The organism is Fulvimarina pelagi HTCC2506 (genome assembly GCF_000153705.1).
Lineage (GTDB): Bacteria > Pseudomonadota > Alphaproteobacteria > Rhizobiales > Rhizobiaceae > Fulvimarina > Fulvimarina pelagi.
The window spans coordinates 1,720,693-1,736,133 of sequence record NZ_DS022272.1 but is presented as its reverse complement, the minus strand read 5'-3'; the positions used below and the strand labels follow the sequence as shown (position 1 = coordinate 1,736,133).

The following is a 15,441-nucleotide window of genomic DNA, read 5'->3' as shown; positions in this document are numbered from 1 at the left end:
CATAATGATCCGTACCTGTTTCTCGCCGACCCGGACCCTTTGAATGCCCGAACCGCTCGAAATTACCAGCCGCATCACCATTCCCGAATATGAACTCTTCGAGCAGTTCGTGACAGCAGGGGGGCCAGGCGGGCAAAACGTGAACAAGGTGTCGAGTGCGGTACAATTGCGATTCTATGCGGCGCAGTCGGGGGCAATCTCATCGGATGCCAAGCGGCGGCTGATGCGGCTTGCCGGACGGCGCGCGACAAAAGAAGGCGAGGTGCTGATCGAAGCCTCGCGTCACCGCACCCAGGAGCGCAACCGCGACGATGCCCGCGAAAGGCTGCGTCAATTGGTGCTGGAAGCACTGAAGCCGCCACCCCCGCCGCGTAAGAAGACAAAGCCTTCAAGGGGCGCCGTGGAACGTCGCCTGAAGGCAAAGAAGGGTCGCGGGCATATCAAGGCGATGCGTGGCAAGGTCAACGAAAGCTAGACGGGAGGCGCTAACACCCTCGCGGTCGGCACCGTCAAACGGACGCGTCCGCCATGTGTTTGAAACGACATTGTGAACCTGCTTTCGGCAACCTGCGGCGTCGGCCAAACGTAGCAACGGCATACCCTGACCGCTGTCAAAAAACGAACGCGGGTACTTGATCTGGCATCGCGTTCAAACCGAGGAGCTCTCAATGTTCAAGATCCTTATACGCACCACCGCGATCGCTTCGCTGATCGCGGCGGGCGCGGTCTATGCGCAGACCGATAATCCTCCTGAAATGCCGAGCGAGTCCGGTGCGACGGAAAGCGAGACTGCGGCGCCCGAAGTCGAAAGCAATACTGTGGAGAGTGAAGCAGACTCGACCGAAGGCGATCCGAACGCAGCTGCAGAGCCAACGCCGGAAGCCTCCGAGGGCGAGGCTGAGGCGGCCGGAACTGGCTCCAGGACCGGTGAAATGCCTGTGGTCGGCGGCGCACCGATGGATCCCACGAAACCAATCGCGGAAAACGCGTCGGAGGCTGCCAATCTCACGACCCTGGTTGCGGCGCTGAAGGCAGCCGATCTCGTGGAGACACTCTCTGGCGCCGGTCCCTTCACCGTGCTTGCGCCGAGCAACGACGCTTTCGAAAAACTGCCCGAGGGAACGGTGGACGAGCTCCTGAAGCCGGAGAACAAGGAGCGGCTCACCAATGTCCTCGTCTATCACGTGATTCCCGAGGAGGCGACGTCAGAGGCACTAACGAAGCTGATTGAGGAGGATGGGGGCGAGCACCCGGTGACGACGCTGGAGGGCAGCGAACTGATCCTTTCGATGGACGGAGACACCATCGTCGCCACCGATCCACAAGGCAACGCGGCGCGGGTCACTCAAGCCGATGTCATGCAGTCGAACGGCGTCGTTCATGTGGTCGATACGGTGGTGATGCCGAGCGAATAAGCGGCTGCTTCGATTTCGGTTTTGTTATCCGAAATCCGTGGCGCAGGAGCGAAGTGAAACCAAGTCGCTACGAACTCGTCGTCGCGGAATTCTTGGACTGTGTCGCTGGTAGACGCATCAACGGAGAACGCCATGACGCCGTGGCGAAAGGCCTCGGCGTCATGAAACTTTTCAGAAACTGCTTCCGAACCTACCTGCAAGACAACAAAGAGATTCGCTGCATCCGCAAGGAGGGCGCAGCGAAAATCGAGGGAGTTCAATAATGCCTATGCCACGACGCACTTTTCTAGCATCTGCGACCGCACTCGCCGGCGCGGCTGCTGCCGGCCTGTTTCTGCGTGGGGGTGCGAACGCTGCAGACGAGAAGTTCCCAGTCTCGCTGACGGCGAAGGAGTGGCGTGAGCGGCTGACGCAAAGCCAGTTCGCCGTACTGCGCGAAGAGGCGACCGAGCCGCCGTTCTCCAGCCCGCTCAACAAGAACGAGGAAGACGGTATTTACGCATGCGCGGGCTGCGACAACCCGGTCTACTCGTCGGAAACCAAGTTCGAATCCGGAACGGGTTGGCCGAGCTTTTGGGCCCCGCTCAGCGAAAAGCAAATCGGCACGAAGACGGACTACAAGCTGATCTATCCACGCACCGAGGTTCATTGTGCACGCTGCGGGGGCCATCTCGGCCACATCTTCAACGACGGGCCCAAGCCGACGGGCAAGCGGCATTGCCTCAACGGCGTTGCGCTGAACTTCAAGCCGGGCGAGACGACGATCGGGTGACGGCGAACTCGCGGTGACTGGAGAAGGAAGCGCCGCGTTTCCCCCGGACGCGGCGTTTTTATTGGGGATTGCCGCTATCGCGCTGATTGAAGGTGAAGGGGCGGGACACCATATTCGAAGGGTCGGTGACGGTGCCTAGTTGGGCCGCTTCCGCAAAGGTCGCTTCACGAAGGATCTGAACCCGAGCGCCATGAGTCGAACCACCCTATTTTCCAGCCCGTTGCTTCTCGGATTTGACGGCATCGAGCGGACCTTGGAGCGGTTCGCCAAAGGGGGCGACGGTTACCCGCCCTACAATATCGAGCGTGTCGAGGCCGAGGCGGCTTCAGGATACGTTCAGATGATCCGTATTACACTCGCGGTCGCCGGTTTCCGGCCCGAGGACCTCGAAGTGGTGACGGAGGAAAACCAGCTGATCATTCGCGGCCGTCAGGCCGAGGAAGGCGAGCGGGTCTATCTTCATCGCGGGATCGCAGCGCGGCAGTTCCAGAAGGGCTTTCTGCTAGCCGATGGAATGGAAATCATCGGTGCACAACTGAAGAATGGCCTGTTGTCGATCGATCTGGCGAAGCCAGAACCGGAGCGGATCGTCAGACGAATAGAAATCGCGGTCGAGGAATGATCTTCGATCTCGAGCGTTTGCCTTACGAGGAGACGAACATGACTGACATGAACATCAACGACGTGACAGAAAACGATCTCGCAGCGCTCGGCGAGGGGAACATCGCCTATATGCGGCGGATGTCTTCCGACGAGATGATCAAGCGCTTTCCGGTTGCCAACCAGATCCAACCGGGCCTCGATCTCTGGGCGCTGTTCAGTGCCGATGGCACGCCGCTTGCCGTTTCGGACGATCCCGGTTCGATCCTGCAGAGCGCCAGCCAGAACGAGCTTGAAACCGTCAGCATTCACTGACGGCTTCAGCGAGCCGGGTTATTTTACAGATTGAGCGTCGCGCTTCCGTTGGTTCGGAGGCGCTTTTTCGTGGGCGATCGACATGATACACGTGCCTCAACGTGCCGCCCATGCATTCGGAATATGGACCGGCCAACGCCGCGGCAGAACGGCGACGATATCGAAGCGCGATGTGAGGCGGGCGTGGTCCGGTTGGCGACGGAGCCAGTGGTCGGCGGCATTCTCGATGCGCCGCTGAGTTTGGGGACCGACGGCCTCCATCGCCGCCTCGACGCTGCGGCGTGCCTTGACCTCGACAAAAGCGACGAGATCCCCTTTCCGCGCGATGAGGTCGATCTCGCCGCCTTTCACCTTGTAGCGGCGGGCAGAGATGCGAAATCCCTTCAGGAGAAGCGCGAACGCCGCGCGAAACTCTGCGACGTGACCGCGCCTGAAACGCGAGCGGCGCTCGGCTTTTTGCTGGACTCTGTCGCGGCGCTTCTGTCCGCTCATCCGTCGTCCTTCAGCGTGAGCGCGCGCTGATAGAGTTCGCGACGGGGAAGGCCGGTGAGGCGTGCCGCTTCCTGCGCGGCCTTGGCCGGTTTCATCTCTGCGAGTAGGCCTTCGAGGATACCATCGATATCGGCCTCGTTGGGCGGCGCGTCTTCGGCTGGCGGGGCGATGCAGACGACGATCTCGCCCTTCACCGTTTCCAAGGCCGCAAATTCTTCCGCAAGTTCGCGAAGCGAGCCACGGTAGATCGTTTCATGCATCTTCGTGAGTTCGCGGCAGACGGCGGCGGGGCGATCGCCTAACGCTTCCAACATCGCGGCAAGGCTCGCCGCGATGCGATGCGGCGCTTCGTAGAAAATGAGCGTACTCGGGATATGGAGCAGCTGCTCCAGCCGATCGGCGCGGGCCTTCTCCTTTGCTGGAAGGAAGCCGGCGAAGAAGAACGCGTCCGACGGCAGACCGGAGACGGCCAGTGCCGTCAGGACGGCCGAAGCTCCGGGTATCGCTACGACGGAAACTTCCGCTTCGATCGCCGCCCTGACCAGTTCGTAGCCGGGGTCGGAGACCAAGGGCGTGCCGGCATCCGAGACAAGGGCGACCGATCCGCCGCCTCGGATGGTCTCGACCAGCGCAGCGCCGGCCTTCTCGCCGGAATGCTCATGATAGGCGGCCATTCGCCGCTCTATACCATAGCGCTTGAGAAGTTTGCCTGTGACCCGGGTATCCTCGCAGGCCAGGATGTCGGCGCCTGCGATGATATCGAGCGCGCGCAGGCTCAAATCGTCGAGATGTCCGATCGGCGTCGCTACGAGATAGAGACCTGGCTCGGGCCGATGTGCCTGATGGGCGGTGCCGCGAATCGCGTAGGTTCGGTTGGAAATGGGGTCAGTCATGCCGGAGGATTATATGCCCCGATCGACAAGGACCAGTATACAGAGCTGCGTGGTTCGAACGCGCGGCGATGCCAGGATAGAGGGGTATTGCTACCGCAACCAGTCCGCAGTCAGTGTCATCGCGGCCCTGAAGACATAATGTCCCTCTTCATTGCGCACGAGTATCGCGATGGTGTGCCCGCCGGCATCCGAGAATCCGTCGGAGGCGATGTCGGGAAGCGCCTCGACGGCCGTCCGCCGAACGGCTTCCTCGTTTTCGCAAACAACGCCAGTATCGTCTCGCTGGAGCCTGCTATCGTCCTCGATATCAAAATAGTAGGTCGGCATCCGACGGTCCGAAGCAGAATTGTGCGCGATATTATCCATCATCTCATCAACAACTTGGATCGCAGAGATTTCCGAAAGCTTCGAATTTATCTTGTTAGCCGGGCGTTGATCGCCGAGCATATCGCCGAACTTCCGCTAGGGAATAAAGCTGGCAGAGGACGATCAGTTGGATGCTTGCAAGAACGATCGCGAGAGCGAACGCGGTGGTCGTCTCAAGCAAGATCGGCGACGACCGCGTCGAGCACCATCATGCCGGCCGGCGTGCAGCGGAGGCGTTCCGGACCGAGCCGTTCGACCATGCCGTTCTCGACGAGATCGCGTTCGGACCGGGGATCGATGACGCGGCCGGAGAGCTCGCGCCAGCGCTTGAGGTCGACGCCTTCGGCGAGGCGCAGGCCCATCAGGAGGAGTTCGTCCGCCTGTTCAGCGATGCTGAGGGCTTCCTCCACCACCATGCCGTGGTCCCAGTCCTCGACCATCTGGAGCCAGGTCTCGGGCAGAGCCTCGTTGGCGGTGGCGTAGCGGTATCCGTCCCAGGAGAGACGGCCGTGGGCGCCGGGGCCGACGCCGGCATAGTGGCCGTAGCGCCAGTAGGTCAGGTTGTGCCGGCTTTCCGCACCCGGCACCGCGTGGTTCGATATCTCGTAGGCCGGCAGGCCCTTCGCGGCCGTGAGCGCCTGTGTCGCCTCGTAGAGATCGGCAGAGAGATCACCGTCCGGAACGATCAGCTTGCCGGCCTTGTGGAGCGCGTGAAACGCGGTGCCTTCCTCTATCGTCAGCTGATAGAGCGAGAGATGATCGGCCGCGAGATCGATGGCGCGGGCGAGCTCTGCCTCCCAACCGGCAACCGTTTGGTCCGGGCGCGCGTAGATGAGATCGAAGGAGAGGCGCGGGAAGATTTCGCGGGCAAGGCCGATGGCGCGCAGGGCCTCTTCGACATCGTGCAGCCGGCCAAGCCGCCTCAGGTCTCGGTCGTTCAGCGCCTGGACCCCGAGTGAGACTCGGTTGACGCCGGCCGAGCGATAGCCCCGGAACCGGTTCGCCTCGACGCTCGACGGATTAGCTTCGAGCGTGATCTCCGCGTCCGGCGCGACGGTCCAGATGTTGGAAATTGCGTTGAGAATGATGCCGACCGTCGCCGGCTCCATCAGCGAGGGCGTGCCGCCGCCGAGAAAGATCGATGTGACACGCTCTCCCTTCGAGCGTCGGCCCATTTCCGCCAGTTCCCGTTCGAAGGCGGCCGCATAGCGCGCCTGATCGACGGGCTTCATCCGCACGTGGCTGTTGAAGTCGCAATAGGGGCACTTGGCAGCGCAGAACGGCCAATGAACATAGACGCCGAAGCCCGGATCGGTGGGGACCGGCTTGAATGGAAGAACGTTTGTCCTTGGCGCTTCGAGAAGGCTCGTGCTCATCGGCCTCAAACTATCTGCTTAATCTGTCCCGAGGGCTTCGCGGGCGAATTTCTGGAATGCACGGGCCCGGTGTGAGAGTGCATCGGGCTGACCGGGCTTCCAGGCGTGCTTCTCGAGCGACATCATCTCCCCGAAGGTCCTGTCGAGGCCATCCGGCAGGAAGATCGGGTCGTACCCAAAACCCAGATCGCCGCGCGGAGGCCAGACGACCTGTCCATGCACTTCGCCGCGGTAGAGATGGGTCTCGCCGGACGGCATTGCGAGGCAAAGGACCGCGACGAAAGTCGCGCGGCGTTTCTCGGGCGTCGTCGCGCCGACGGCCTGCAGCTTCTCCTCGACGTTCCGCATCGCCATAGAAAAATCGCGGTCCGGGCCCGCCCAACGGGCCGAATAGATACCTGGATCGCCGCTCAGGGCCTCGATCGAGAGCCCGGAGTCGTCGGACAGGCAAGCAAGGCCGGTCGCGTTGTGGGAAGCGAGCGCCTTGATCTCGGCATTCGCCTCGTAGGTGGTACCGGTCTCCTCCGGATCCTCGAGGTTCTTCTCCTTGGCGGAGGTGACCTCGAAGCCGAATGGCTCCATCAGCTCGCGGATTTCCCAGATTTTTCCGCGATTGTGGCTGGCAACAAGAAGGGGTCCGTCTTGTGGCTTCAGGAGAGGCACGTTCATGAGTCCCCGAGTGCTGCGGTCTGAGCCTCGACTAGTTCGCCAATACCCTTCTTGGCGAGCGCCATCAGTTTCGTGAATTCCTCTTCCGAAAATGGCGTGCCTTCAGCGGTGCCTTGAATTTCCACGATTCCGCCTGCGCCGGTCATCACGAAATTCGCGTCCGTCTCGGCAACCGAATCCTCCGCATAGTCGAGATCGAGGACCGGTTCATTCTTGTAGATGCCACAGGAGACAGCAGCGACGTGCCCCTTCAGCACATTCTTGCGCTGGCACATGCTCCGCGCCTCCATCCATTTCAGGCATTCGGCAAGCGCGACGTAGCCGCCGGTGATGGAGGCGGTCCGGGTGCCGCCGTCTGCCTGAATGACGTCGCAGTCTACCGTGATCTGGCGTTCGCCGAGCGCGCCCATGTCGACGACGGCGCGGAGCGAGCGGCCGATAAGGCGCTGAATCTCGACTGTGCGCCCGCCCTGTTTGCCGGCCGAGGCCTCGCGGCGCATGCGGTCGCCAGTGGCGCGGGGCAACATCCCGTACTCAGCGGTGACCCAGCCCTTGCCCGAATTCTTCAGCCAAGGTGGGATACGCTCTTCGAGGCTGGCAGTGCAGAGCACCTGCGTTTCGCCGAACTTGACGAGGCATGAGCCTTCCGCGTGGCGGTTGACCCCTGTGGTCAGCGAAACCTCGCGCATGGAGTCAGCTGGGCGTTTCGATGGGCGCATGATGGGTCCCGAGTATGAATGGTTAACGGATCGTTGCGGGCTTCTAACGGGGATGGACGGCGGAGGGAAGGCGGCACGATCTTTCGCTTCGCGCCGGGCGCGACCATATCGCTGTCACGAAATGACAGATGAGCCAGTTGAGGCACGCCCGATGACGATCCCCTATTCCGTTCTCGATCTTTCGCCGATTCCCGACGGGTTCGAGGCGCGCGACGCGCTCGCCAATTCCGCCGATCTCGCGGCCCATGCCGAGGCACTGTCCTATACCCGGTTCTGGATGGCCGAGCACCACAACATGGTGGGGATCGCGAGCGCCGCGACTGCAGTCGCGCTGGGACATGTGGGCGCGAACACGAAGACGATCCGGATCGGCTCGGGCGGCATCATGCTGCCGAACCACTCGCCGCTGATGGTGGCCGAAGCCTTTGGGACGCTGGCGACGCTCTATCCGGGCCGAGTGGATCTCGGCCTAGGCCGCGCGCCGGGCACGGACCAGAAGACCGCGTTGGCCCTGCGTCGCACGATGAATGGCACGGACAGCTTCCCACAGGACGTGGTCGAGCTGATTGGCTATTTTGCGAAAGACGACGACACTCCCGGCAAGGTGCGCGCGGTGCCGGGCGTCGGCACCGAAGTGCCAATCTATATCTTGGGTTCGAGCCTCTACGGGGCGCAACTCGCCGCCTATCTCGGCCTGCCTTACGCGTTTGCCTCCCACTTCGCGCCGGGCGCATTGGAGCAGGCCGTTCAGACCTATCGCGACAGCTATCGCCCGTCGGAGCGCCATCCCGAACCCCATTTCATCCTCGCCGCGAACGTGTTTGGCGCGGAAACGGACGAGGAGGGGCGGTTCCTCAAAAGCTCCATGCAGCAGGCGTTCGCGAATTTGCGCACCGGCAATCCGGGCAAGCTGCCGCGCCCAATCGAGGATTTCGAAGAGACCGCCCACCCGGCGATCAAGGCCGGGGTCGCAGAGGCATTGCGGATCTCGGCGGTCGGCTCGCCGAGAAGCGTGCGGGCTGCGATAGAGGGCTGGATCGAACGATATCATCCCGATGAGATCATCTTTGCGAGCCAGATCCACGATCACGCGAAGCGGAAGGAGAGCCACCGGATCGCGGCGGAGGCAATGCAGGTGATCGAGGGCGTTCGGCAGGCGGCTTGAGGGGCAGAATCTCACCCGAGGATCTGGTGGCAAATATCGCTGTGTCGCAGATTGCATCGCAGGTTCGATCTGCCTGACGAGCAGGCCGGCGCTTCAGCGTGTGCCGCCCGCCCCTTTTTGCTTCTCACTTTGCCGTGCGAGGGCTCTTCGCAGGCGCACAATTCTGATAAGCGTGCCAGCGCAGCCCGCCGTCTCCAGCATCGGCGTCGCAATCCCACGCCTTTCTCGACCACCGATTGCCATCCATGACCGAACTTTCCCGTTTTCTCACCCGCGACGGCCGCTGGATCGCCGGCGGCTTTCTCCTGTGCTTCTTCTCCTCGTTCGGGCAGACCTTCTTCATCGCATTGTCGAATGCCGAAATTCGCGCGGCGTTCGATCTCAGCCACGGCGATTTCGGCGTACTCTACATGGTCGCGACCCTTGGCAGCGCGGCGACGCTGCCATTTCTCGGCGGCCTGCTGGACCGCCATTCCATCGTCAAAGTCGCGATCGGCGTCATGGTGATGCTCGCTCTTGCCTGTCTCGCTTTGCCGCTCGCCGGCTCGATCGTTTTCCTGGTTCTCTCGCTCTATCTCCTGCGCCTGTTCGGCCAGGGCATGATGACGGAAATCGCCCATACGGCGATCGGCAAGTGGTTCGTGGCGAGCCGAGGGCGGGCGATCTCCATTTCAACCCTCGGCCAGCATGTGGGCACGGCGATCTTTCCCTTTCTCTTCGTCGCCGCCTCGGCCGTGTTCGGCTGGCGCGGCGCCTGGATGGCCGGTGCGGCCGTGATGCTGGCGCTCGCCCTCCCGCTGATTGGCGGGCTCGTACGGCGTGAGCGCGATCCGCTGACGGCAGAGCCGCTCAGCCCGAACAAGGCGCCAGTCCGCGACTGGTCGCGGCGCGAGGTTCTTCTCGATCCGAAATTCTACGCCGCGCTGATCGGCGTCCTCGCCCCGCCCTTCATCGGCACGACGATCTTCTTCCATCAGGTCTATCTAACCGAGCTGAAGGGCTGGCCGCTCGAGGTCTTCGCCCTCGGCTTCACGGTGATGAGTCTCGCGACCGTCGCCTCGACGCTTGTCGCCGGTTCGCTGGTCGACCGCTACACTTCCGTGCGGCTCCTGCCGAGCTTTCTCGTGCCACTCGGAATTGCCTGTTTTATCGCAGCCTGGGGCACGGGCGTCTGGGCGATCTTCGTTTTCATGGCGCTGCTCGGCCTGTCGATGGGGCTGTCGTCGACCCTCGTTGGCTCGCTCTGGCCAGAGCTTTACGGCGCGGCCCATCTTGGCGCCATCCGCTCGATCGTGATCTCATCCGCAGTGCTGGCGACGGCAGTCGGTCCCGGCATCACCGGCTATCTGATCGACCACGACGTGCCGTATGAGTCCCAGCTAGCCGCCATGGGCGTCTACAGCCTTATCGCGGCCGTTGTGATGCTCGGACTTTCGCGACGCATCGTGTCGCAGCAGGTGGCCCACGCGCACTGAGCGCCGAAACGTTCGAGGCCGGGAATCTGAAGCCTCAGGCGCAGTTCACGCAGAGATGCGCCGCGGGGTCGATCTCAAGTCGGCCGGGCGCGATCGGTTCGTCGCAATCGTGGCAATAGCCGTAATCGCCGTCGTCGATACGGGCCAGCGCCCGGCGGATCTTCTGAATGCGGTCGCGCCGGCGCCGCTCTACGGCCTGCGCCATCTGCTGCACCTGCATGGCGTCCATGCGCGAAAGCCGGCCGACGCTTTGCTGATCAAGCTCCACCGGAGCGCGGTTCTCGCTCGCATCTTCTGAGAGTGTGGTCAGTTCTTCGAGCTCTGTCTCCAGCCGTTCGCGGAACTTGCTGGTGTCGATCTCATCCATGGGAGAAGGCGTCATAGACCGCCTGCCAGCAAGAGTGATGAGTCACGCGGCTGCTGCAAAGAAGCGGTTCGATCTGCTCGACATGCCCTTCGCATCACTTCTCCCAATCCGTACCAACCGCCTTGCGGTCGAGTTCGTCAGCCTGCTTCTTGATATCTTCCGCTTCCGCATGGTCCTCGCCATTCGGAGCTTCGACATCGTCAATCACCGTCGGCGAAGAAGTAAGAGCAAGCTTGAAGAAGATGGGGAAATGGTCGGATTTGATATGCTCGCAGCGCCGGATTGTGACGAGCGAGAAGTGCTCGTCGTGGAACAGGTGGTCGAGCGGCCAGCGGAGCACCGGATAGCGTGCGTCGAATGTATTGTAGAAACCGCGCCCGACTCGAGGATCGAGCAGTTGCGAAAGGCGCTGGAATAGTCGCGTCGTGTGTGACCAGGCGACGTCGTTGAGATCGCCGCAGACGATCGAGGGTTTGCTGTCCTCGCGCGCGAGCTTGGCGACACGGATCAACTCGGCGTCGCGGCCGGAAGAGTCCGCATTCGGCACCGGCGGTTCGGGATGGACGCAGTAGATGCGGAAACTCCTGCCGTTCTTCAGCCGAACGTCGCAGATGAAACATGGCACCTTGTCCATGGCGAGGAATTTCACCTCGACATTCTCGAGTTCGAGCCGCGAATAGAGGATCATGCCGTAGGAATTATCGTAGGGCCGCGAGATCACGTGCGGATAGGTCTGCTTAAGGGGCGAAAGCCCCTCCGCCCAGCCCTCGTCCGTCTCCATGAAAAGGGCGAGGTCAGCGTCGGCCCGGCGCGCCATGGCAAGACAGCGTTCGTAATCACGGTTCGACATCTTCACGTTGCAAGACAGGACCGAAACGACGTTATCGCCATCGACGTCGCCGTCGTAGACATGGCTCTGCGGCTTGCGGATCGGTGTGAACTGGCCGATCGCGTAGGCATGGATCGCGAGCACCACGATGAAGGTGAAGAGCGGCGGATAGAGCCAGACCGGATCGGTTACGAGCACCGGTGTCGCGAGAAGGCAGACGAAGGCTATGGCCGCCATCTGCAGCCGCGGAAACTCGCACATTCGCACCACGCCGTGGGAGATGCGTGTGAACGGAACGAGCGCCGCCAAGCCGAGAATGACGGCCAGGACGGTCAGAATGGTCAAAGCTATCAAGATCACGTCTCGCTTGTCGTCGAACGTCTTCGGTCCTTCGTCATTGGACAGCTAGAACGCGAAGGCTGGACGTAAACGTGAAGTCCGCAGGGAGTCCGCTCATCGCTTTTTGCGGCCCGTTCCTTTTGGGGTTCCGGTTGACTTCCGGAGCTGGCTCGTGCTTTAGCCGTCTCCGATCTCACGCGTTCATCGTCGTTTTCAGATCCGCCGACCGGGCCCCTTTCGTCGAAAAGCCGCCCGGAGGTCACCATCCGCCAGCGAGTTTCGCCCGCGGATGGCGTTTTGCTATGGGCATGTCCCATCGCATTCGGGTTTGCGAGACGGAGGCGGACGCGCCACCTTGTCGGAAGACGTGTCTCTCGACCAGGGAAAAGGTGAACCATGTTCGATAGTCTCCAGGACCGCCTCGGGTCCATTCTGAACGGCCTGACCGGCCGCGGCGCGCTCTCCGAGAAGGATGTGAGCGCAGCCCTGCGCGAGGTCCGCCGTGCTCTGTTGGAGGCCGACGTCGCGCTGGAAGTGGTGCGCGAGTTCACCGAGCGGGTTCGGGCCAAGGCCGTCGGTGCGGAAGTCCTGAAATCGATCAAGCCCGGCCAGATGGTCGTCAAGATCGTCCATGACGAGCTGATCGAGACGCTGGGCTCCGAAGGGGTCTCGATCGACCTCAACGCGCCGGCCCCCGTCACGCTGATGATGGTGGGCCTCCAGGGCTCCGGTAAGACGACCACCACCGGCAAGATCGCCAAGCGGCTGAAGGACAAGCAGCGCAAGAAGGTGCTGATGGCCTCGCTAGATACGCGCCGCCCGGCCGCGCAGGAGCAGCTGAAGGTTCTCGGCGAGCAGACGCAAGTCGACACGCTGCCGATCATCGCGGGGCAGGGCCCGGTCGAGATCGCGGTGCGCGCCGAACAGGCCGCGCGCCTTGGCGGCTACGACGTCGTCATCCTCGATACGGCGGGCCGCACCCACATCGACGAGCCTCTGATGGTCGAGATGGCCAACATCAAGGTCCGGACCAAGCCGCACGAAATCCTGCTCGTCGCCGATAGTCTGACCGGTCAGGACGCGGTCAATCTCGCCCGCTCCTTCGACGAGCGCGTCGGCGTTACCGGCATCGTTCTCACCCGCGTCGACGGCGACGGGCGCGGCGGTGCCGCGCTCTCCATGCGTGCGGTCACCGGCAAGCCGATCAAGCTGATCGGCGTCGGCGAGAAGATGGATGCGCTGGAGGATTTCCACCCCTCGCGCATCGCCGACCGCATTCTCGGCATGGGCGATATCGTCTCGCTGGTCGAAAAGGCCGCCGAGAACATCGACGCGGAAAAGGCCGCGGCGATGGCCAAGAAGATGCAGGCCGGCAAGTTCGATTTGAACGATCTTGCCGATCAGATCCGCCAGATGCAGACGATGGGCGGAATGGGCGGCATGATGGGCCTGATGCCCGGCATGGGCAAAATGAAGGACCAGATGGCTTCGGCTGGTCTCGATGACAAGATGCTCAAACGCCAGCTTGCCATCATCGGCTCGATGACGCCGAAGGAGCGCTCCCAGCCCGACATTCTCAAGCACAGCCGCAAGAAGCGCATCGCGGCCGGTTCCGGCACCAATTCCGCGGAGATCAACAAGCTTCTGAAGATGCACCGCCAGATGGCCGACCTCATGAAAACCATGGGGAAGAAGGGCAAAGGCGGGATGATGAAGCAGATGATGGGCGGCCTTGCCGGCAAGATGGGCATGGGCGGCCTAGGCGGTGGCATGCCGGGGGGCATGGGCGGCATGCCCGATCTCTCCAAGATGGATCCCAAGCAGATCGAGGCGATGGCGAAGGCGATGCAGCAGGGCGGCGGAGCACCGGGGATGCCGAACATGCCGCCTGGGATCGGCGGACCGGGCGGCCTGCCCGGTTTGCCCGGGTCCGGGGGCGGCGTTCCGGGTCTGCCGGGTCTGCCGGGGAAGAAGAAATAGCCGGCCTCACGCCGGTTCATATTGACGACAGAACCAAAAGAACGGCGGCCGCTCGAAGCGTTCCGCCCGATGAAAGAAGGAAAGTAGAATGCCAGTTAAAATTCGTCTCGCCCGTGCGGGCTCGAAGAAGCGTCCCTATTACCATATCGTCGCCGCCGACACCCGCACGCCGCGCGACGGGCGCTTCATCGAGCAGCTCGGTGCGTGGAACCCGATGCTGCCGAAGGACGGCCAGCGCGTGACGCTTAACGAAGAGCGCATCAAGTATTGGCTTTCGGAAGGCGCCCAGCCGACCGACCGCGTGCTGCGCTTCCTCGACCAGGCCGGCATCGCCAGCCGCCCCGAGCGCAACAATCCGAAGAAGGCCCAGCCGGGCAAAAAGGCGCAGGAGCGCGAGGCCGAGCGCAAACAGCGGGAGGCGGACGCCAAGGAAGCCGAGGAAAAGGCAAAGGCCGAGGCCGAGGAAGCCAAGAACGCGCCGGCCGAAGACGCCGCACCTGCCGAAGAAGAAGCGAAGGCCGAGTAAGCGGTCGTCGTTTTTCGCGACCCAATCGAGCGGCGCCCTCAGGGTGCCGCTTTTTTTGTTTCGAGCGCCTATCGAACCGCGTAATTCGATCGTCTTCGGAAGAAGCCAAAACGTTCGCCGGGAACCGAGCTGTCGCAAAAAACATTTGTGGCCGAAGGGTTTACAACGAACACAGGTTTCTCATGATCGCCAAACTTCTATCCGCTTCCGCTCTCGCTCTCATCTTGAGTGCCGGCGGAACTGCCGCCTACGCTCAGGACGGCCAGACTGTGCTGCCACAAGAGGGTGCCGCAGGGTCGACATCCGAAGCAACCACTCCGCCTGCCGGGGGAAAGAGCGAGACACCTGCGAACGCCGGTGCTTCGGCAACGACGCCTGGTGCGGAGGCGGGTTCTTCGAGCACGCCGGACGCTTCCGCCGCTCCAGCTGCGACGGAGACCGATGCGACTGCAAGCGACCCCGCTTCCGCAGCGTCGAGTGATGACGCAGACGTAACAGCGACGCCCGAGGCGGAAACGTCGGCTGGCGCCGATGCTCCGGAGTCGGATACCGAAGGCACCACCGCTGCCGGGGCGGAGCAGAGTGGCTCGAGCACAGCGACTTCTGCCGAAGACAGCGGAGCTGCAGCAGAGGGCTCTGCTGCATCATCGGAAACCGATGCGTCTACTTCGAGCGAAGTTTCGACCGAAAGCGAGGTCGAAACCTCTTCCGAAGCCGAAACTGAAGCTTCGACTGACGAAAGCGCGAGCGCGGAAGCTTCTGCATCAACTTCCGTAGAAATTAACAACGAACAGCGCACGACCATTCAGCAGACGATCGTCGAGCAGAACGTCGAACCGGCCGTCGACATAGACTTCGAAGTGTCGGTCGGGACAAGTGTTCCAGAGACTGTAGTGCTGCACCCGTTGCCTACGCGTATCATCGAGATCGTGCCGCAATACGAGGGATATCAGTACTTCATCCTCGAAGACGGTACGATAATCATCGTTCGTCCGCAGGTGTTGGAGATCGTTTACGTCATCCAAGCATGAGTATCTTCGTCGGGGAGTTTTAAGAACTCCCCGACTTTCGATCTTTGTGCACCAAGCACATCAAGTAGCAACGCGAGAATGCTCTCAAATGCGCTTGATCGTGATCGGAATC

19 protein-coding genes are annotated in these 15,441 nt (G+C 62.2%); 10 read left to right on the top strand and 9 right to left on the bottom strand.

Going from position 1 to position 15,441, the window contains the following annotated elements; all coding sequences use genetic code 11:
• Positions 1-43 precede the first annotated feature (43 nt).
• Both arfB and FP2506_RS19495 read left to right on the top strand, forming a co-directional pair.
• Positions 44-475, top strand: a complete 432-nt coding sequence (gene arfB, locus FP2506_RS08165) for an alternative ribosome rescue aminoacyl-tRNA hydrolase ArfB (RefSeq protein WP_007066968.1) — start codon at positions 44-46, stop codon at positions 473-475.
• A 457-nt stretch (positions 476-932) separates the two neighbouring features.
• Positions 933-1,415 (top strand): fasciclin domain-containing protein, encoded by a 483-nt coding sequence (locus FP2506_RS19495; protein WP_202814186.1) that lies wholly within the window; start codon positions 933-935, stop codon positions 1,413-1,415.
• On the opposite strand, the gene FP2506_RS18700 is transcribed toward FP2506_RS19495, so the two are convergent.
• On the bottom strand, positions 1,379-1,675 hold the full coding sequence (locus tag FP2506_RS18700; protein WP_148227511.1) for a hypothetical protein: 297 nt from the start codon (positions 1,673-1,675) through the stop codon (positions 1,379-1,381). The two genes, FP2506_RS19495 and FP2506_RS18700, sit on opposite strands and share 37 nt — an antisense overlap.
• Positions 1,676-1,683: 8 nt before the next feature.
• Here FP2506_RS18700 and msrB point away from each other — a divergent pair, with 8 nt between their 5' ends.
• From msrB to FP2506_RS08140, 3 genes are all read left to right on the top strand, one after another.
• Entirely contained in the window at positions 1,684-2,187 is a 504-nt protein-coding gene (gene msrB / locus FP2506_RS08150; protein ID WP_007066965.1) for a peptide-methionine (R)-S-oxide reductase MsrB, read from the top strand.
• A 190-nt stretch (positions 2,188-2,377) separates the two neighbouring features.
• Positions 2,378-2,809 carry an Hsp20 family protein gene (locus FP2506_RS08145; RefSeq protein WP_007066964.1) on the top strand — a complete coding sequence of 144 codons (432 nt, stop codon included), beginning with the start codon at positions 2,378-2,380 and terminating at the stop codon, positions 2,807-2,809.
• Between the two features lie 38 nt (positions 2,810-2,847).
• Complete coding sequence (locus tag FP2506_RS08140) at positions 2,848-3,102, top strand: BQ00720 family protein (RefSeq protein ID WP_244404144.1); 255 nt, start codon at positions 2,848-2,850, stop codon at positions 3,100-3,102.
• Positions 3,103-3,198: 96 nt separating this feature from the next.
• Here FP2506_RS08140 and FP2506_RS08135 read toward each other — a convergent pair whose 3' ends face one another.
• From FP2506_RS08135 to rph, 6 genes are all read right to left on the bottom strand, one after another.
• Positions 3,199-3,594 carry a YraN family protein gene (locus FP2506_RS08135; protein WP_007066962.1) on the bottom strand — a complete coding sequence of 132 codons (396 nt, stop codon included), beginning with the start codon at positions 3,592-3,594 and terminating at the stop codon, positions 3,199-3,201.
• Positions 3,591-4,487: a 16S rRNA (cytidine(1402)-2'-O)-methyltransferase gene (rsmI, locus tag FP2506_RS08130; protein ID WP_007066961.1), complete on the bottom strand. Its 897-nt coding sequence runs from the start codon at positions 4,485-4,487 to the stop codon at positions 3,591-3,593. Before rsmI ends, FP2506_RS08135 begins: the two co-directional genes overlap by 4 nt.
• Positions 4,488-4,577: 90 nt before the next feature.
• Positions 4,578-4,856, bottom strand: a complete 279-nt coding sequence (locus FP2506_RS08125; protein ID WP_148227510.1) for a DUF6894 family protein — start codon at positions 4,854-4,856, stop codon at positions 4,578-4,580.
• A gap of 170 nt (positions 4,857-5,026) precedes the next feature.
• The gene (gene hemW, locus FP2506_RS08120; RefSeq protein WP_007066959.1) at positions 5,027-6,229 is read right to left on the bottom strand and encodes a radical SAM family heme chaperone HemW; all 1,203 of its coding nucleotides are present in this window, start codon (positions 6,227-6,229) and stop codon (positions 5,027-5,029) included.
• Between the two features lie 18 nt (positions 6,230-6,247).
• Entirely contained in the window at positions 6,248-6,898 is a 651-nt protein-coding gene (rdgB, locus tag FP2506_RS08115) for an RdgB/HAM1 family non-canonical purine NTP pyrophosphatase (protein ID WP_007066958.1), read from the bottom strand.
• A complete protein-coding gene (gene rph / locus FP2506_RS08110; RefSeq protein WP_007066957.1) occupies positions 6,895-7,617 on the bottom strand; it encodes a ribonuclease PH in 723 nt (240 codons plus the stop codon). The genes rdgB and rph overlap by 4 nt, the downstream gene beginning before the upstream one ends.
• Before the next feature lie 151 nt (positions 7,618-7,768).
• On the opposite strand from rph, the gene FP2506_RS08105 reads away from it, so the two are divergent.
• Positions 7,769-8,782 (top strand): LLM class flavin-dependent oxidoreductase, encoded by a 1,014-nt coding sequence (locus FP2506_RS08105; RefSeq protein ID WP_040489031.1) that lies wholly within the window; start codon positions 7,769-7,771, stop codon positions 8,780-8,782.
• A 245-nt stretch (positions 8,783-9,027) separates the two neighbouring features.
• Positions 9,028-10,257: an MFS transporter gene (locus tag FP2506_RS08100; protein ID WP_007066955.1), complete on the top strand. Its 1,230-nt coding sequence runs from the start codon at positions 9,028-9,030 to the stop codon at positions 10,255-10,257.
• Between the two features lie 34 nt (positions 10,258-10,291).
• Here the strand turns inward: FP2506_RS08100 and FP2506_RS08095 are convergent, their stop codons facing one another.
• Positions 10,292-10,624 (bottom strand): TraR/DksA family transcriptional regulator, encoded by a 333-nt coding sequence (locus tag FP2506_RS08095; protein WP_007066954.1) that lies wholly within the window; start codon positions 10,622-10,624, stop codon positions 10,292-10,294.
• A 94-nt stretch (positions 10,625-10,718) separates the two neighbouring features.
• Positions 10,719-11,807 (bottom strand): endonuclease/exonuclease/phosphatase family protein, encoded by a 1,089-nt coding sequence (locus FP2506_RS08090; protein WP_040489573.1) that lies wholly within the window; start codon positions 11,805-11,807, stop codon positions 10,719-10,721.
• A 381-nt stretch (positions 11,808-12,188) separates the two neighbouring features.
• Between FP2506_RS08090 and ffh the strand changes: the two genes are divergently transcribed.
• From ffh to FP2506_RS08075, 3 genes are all read left to right on the top strand, one after another.
• Positions 12,189-13,772: a signal recognition particle protein gene (gene ffh, locus FP2506_RS08085; protein WP_007066952.1), complete on the top strand. Its 1,584-nt coding sequence runs from the start codon at positions 12,189-12,191 to the stop codon at positions 13,770-13,772.
• Positions 13,773-13,860: 88 nt separating this feature from the next.
• Positions 13,861-14,298: a 30S ribosomal protein S16 gene (gene rpsP, locus FP2506_RS08080; protein WP_007066951.1), complete on the top strand. Its 438-nt coding sequence runs from the start codon at positions 13,861-13,863 to the stop codon at positions 14,296-14,298.
• 182 nt (positions 14,299-14,480) lie between these two features.
• Positions 14,481-15,329: a DUF1236 domain-containing protein gene (locus FP2506_RS08075; protein ID WP_007066950.1), complete on the top strand. Its 849-nt coding sequence runs from the start codon at positions 14,481-14,483 to the stop codon at positions 15,327-15,329.
• Positions 15,330-15,441: the final 112 nt, after the last annotated feature.

Excerpts from the sequence above, each read along its gene's own strand:
- rsmI (WP_007066961.1), bottom strand. The coding sequence starts at position 4,487 with ATGACTGACCCCATTTCCAACCGAACCTACGCGATTCGCGGCACCGCC.
- FP2506_RS19495 (WP_202814186.1), top strand. The coding sequence starts at position 933 with ATGCCTGTGGTCGGCGGCGCACCGATGGATCCCACGAAACCAATCGCG.
- rdgB (WP_007066958.1), bottom strand. The coding sequence starts at position 6,898 with ATGAACGTGCCTCTCCTGAAGCCACAAGACGGACCCCTTCTTGTTGCC.
- FP2506_RS08145 (WP_007066964.1), top strand. The coding sequence starts at position 2,378 with ATGAGTCGAACCACCCTATTTTCCAGCCCGTTGCTTCTCGGATTTGAC.
- FP2506_RS08100 (WP_007066955.1), top strand. The coding sequence starts at position 9,028 with ATGACCGAACTTTCCCGTTTTCTCACCCGCGACGGCCGCTGGATCGCC.
- hemW (WP_007066959.1), bottom strand. The coding sequence starts at position 6,229 with ATGAGCACGAGCCTTCTCGAAGCGCCAAGGACAAACGTTCTTCCATTC.
- arfB (WP_007066968.1), top strand. The coding sequence starts at position 44 with ATGCCCGAACCGCTCGAAATTACCAGCCGCATCACCATTCCCGAATAT.
- FP2506_RS08125 (WP_148227510.1), bottom strand. The coding sequence starts at position 4,856 with ATGATGGATAATATCGCGCACAATTCTGCTTCGGACCGTCGGATGCCG.
- FP2506_RS08105 (WP_040489031.1), top strand. The coding sequence starts at position 7,769 with ATGACGATCCCCTATTCCGTTCTCGATCTTTCGCCGATTCCCGACGGG.
- rph (WP_007066957.1), bottom strand. The coding sequence starts at position 7,617 with ATGCGCCCATCGAAACGCCCAGCTGACTCCATGCGCGAGGTTTCGCTG.
- FP2506_RS08135 (WP_007066962.1), bottom strand. The coding sequence starts at position 3,594 with ATGAGCGGACAGAAGCGCCGCGACAGAGTCCAGCAAAAAGCCGAGCGC.
- ffh (WP_007066952.1), top strand. The coding sequence starts at position 12,189 with ATGTTCGATAGTCTCCAGGACCGCCTCGGGTCCATTCTGAACGGCCTG.
- FP2506_RS08075 (WP_007066950.1), top strand. The coding sequence starts at position 14,481 with ATGATCGCCAAACTTCTATCCGCTTCCGCTCTCGCTCTCATCTTGAGT.
- FP2506_RS08095 (WP_007066954.1), bottom strand. The coding sequence starts at position 10,624 with ATGGATGAGATCGACACCAGCAAGTTCCGCGAACGGCTGGAGACAGAG.
- rpsP (WP_007066951.1), top strand. The coding sequence starts at position 13,861 with ATGCCAGTTAAAATTCGTCTCGCCCGTGCGGGCTCGAAGAAGCGTCCC.
- FP2506_RS08140 (WP_244404144.1), top strand. The coding sequence starts at position 2,848 with ATGACTGACATGAACATCAACGACGTGACAGAAAACGATCTCGCAGCG.
- msrB (WP_007066965.1), top strand. The coding sequence starts at position 1,684 with ATGCCACGACGCACTTTTCTAGCATCTGCGACCGCACTCGCCGGCGCG.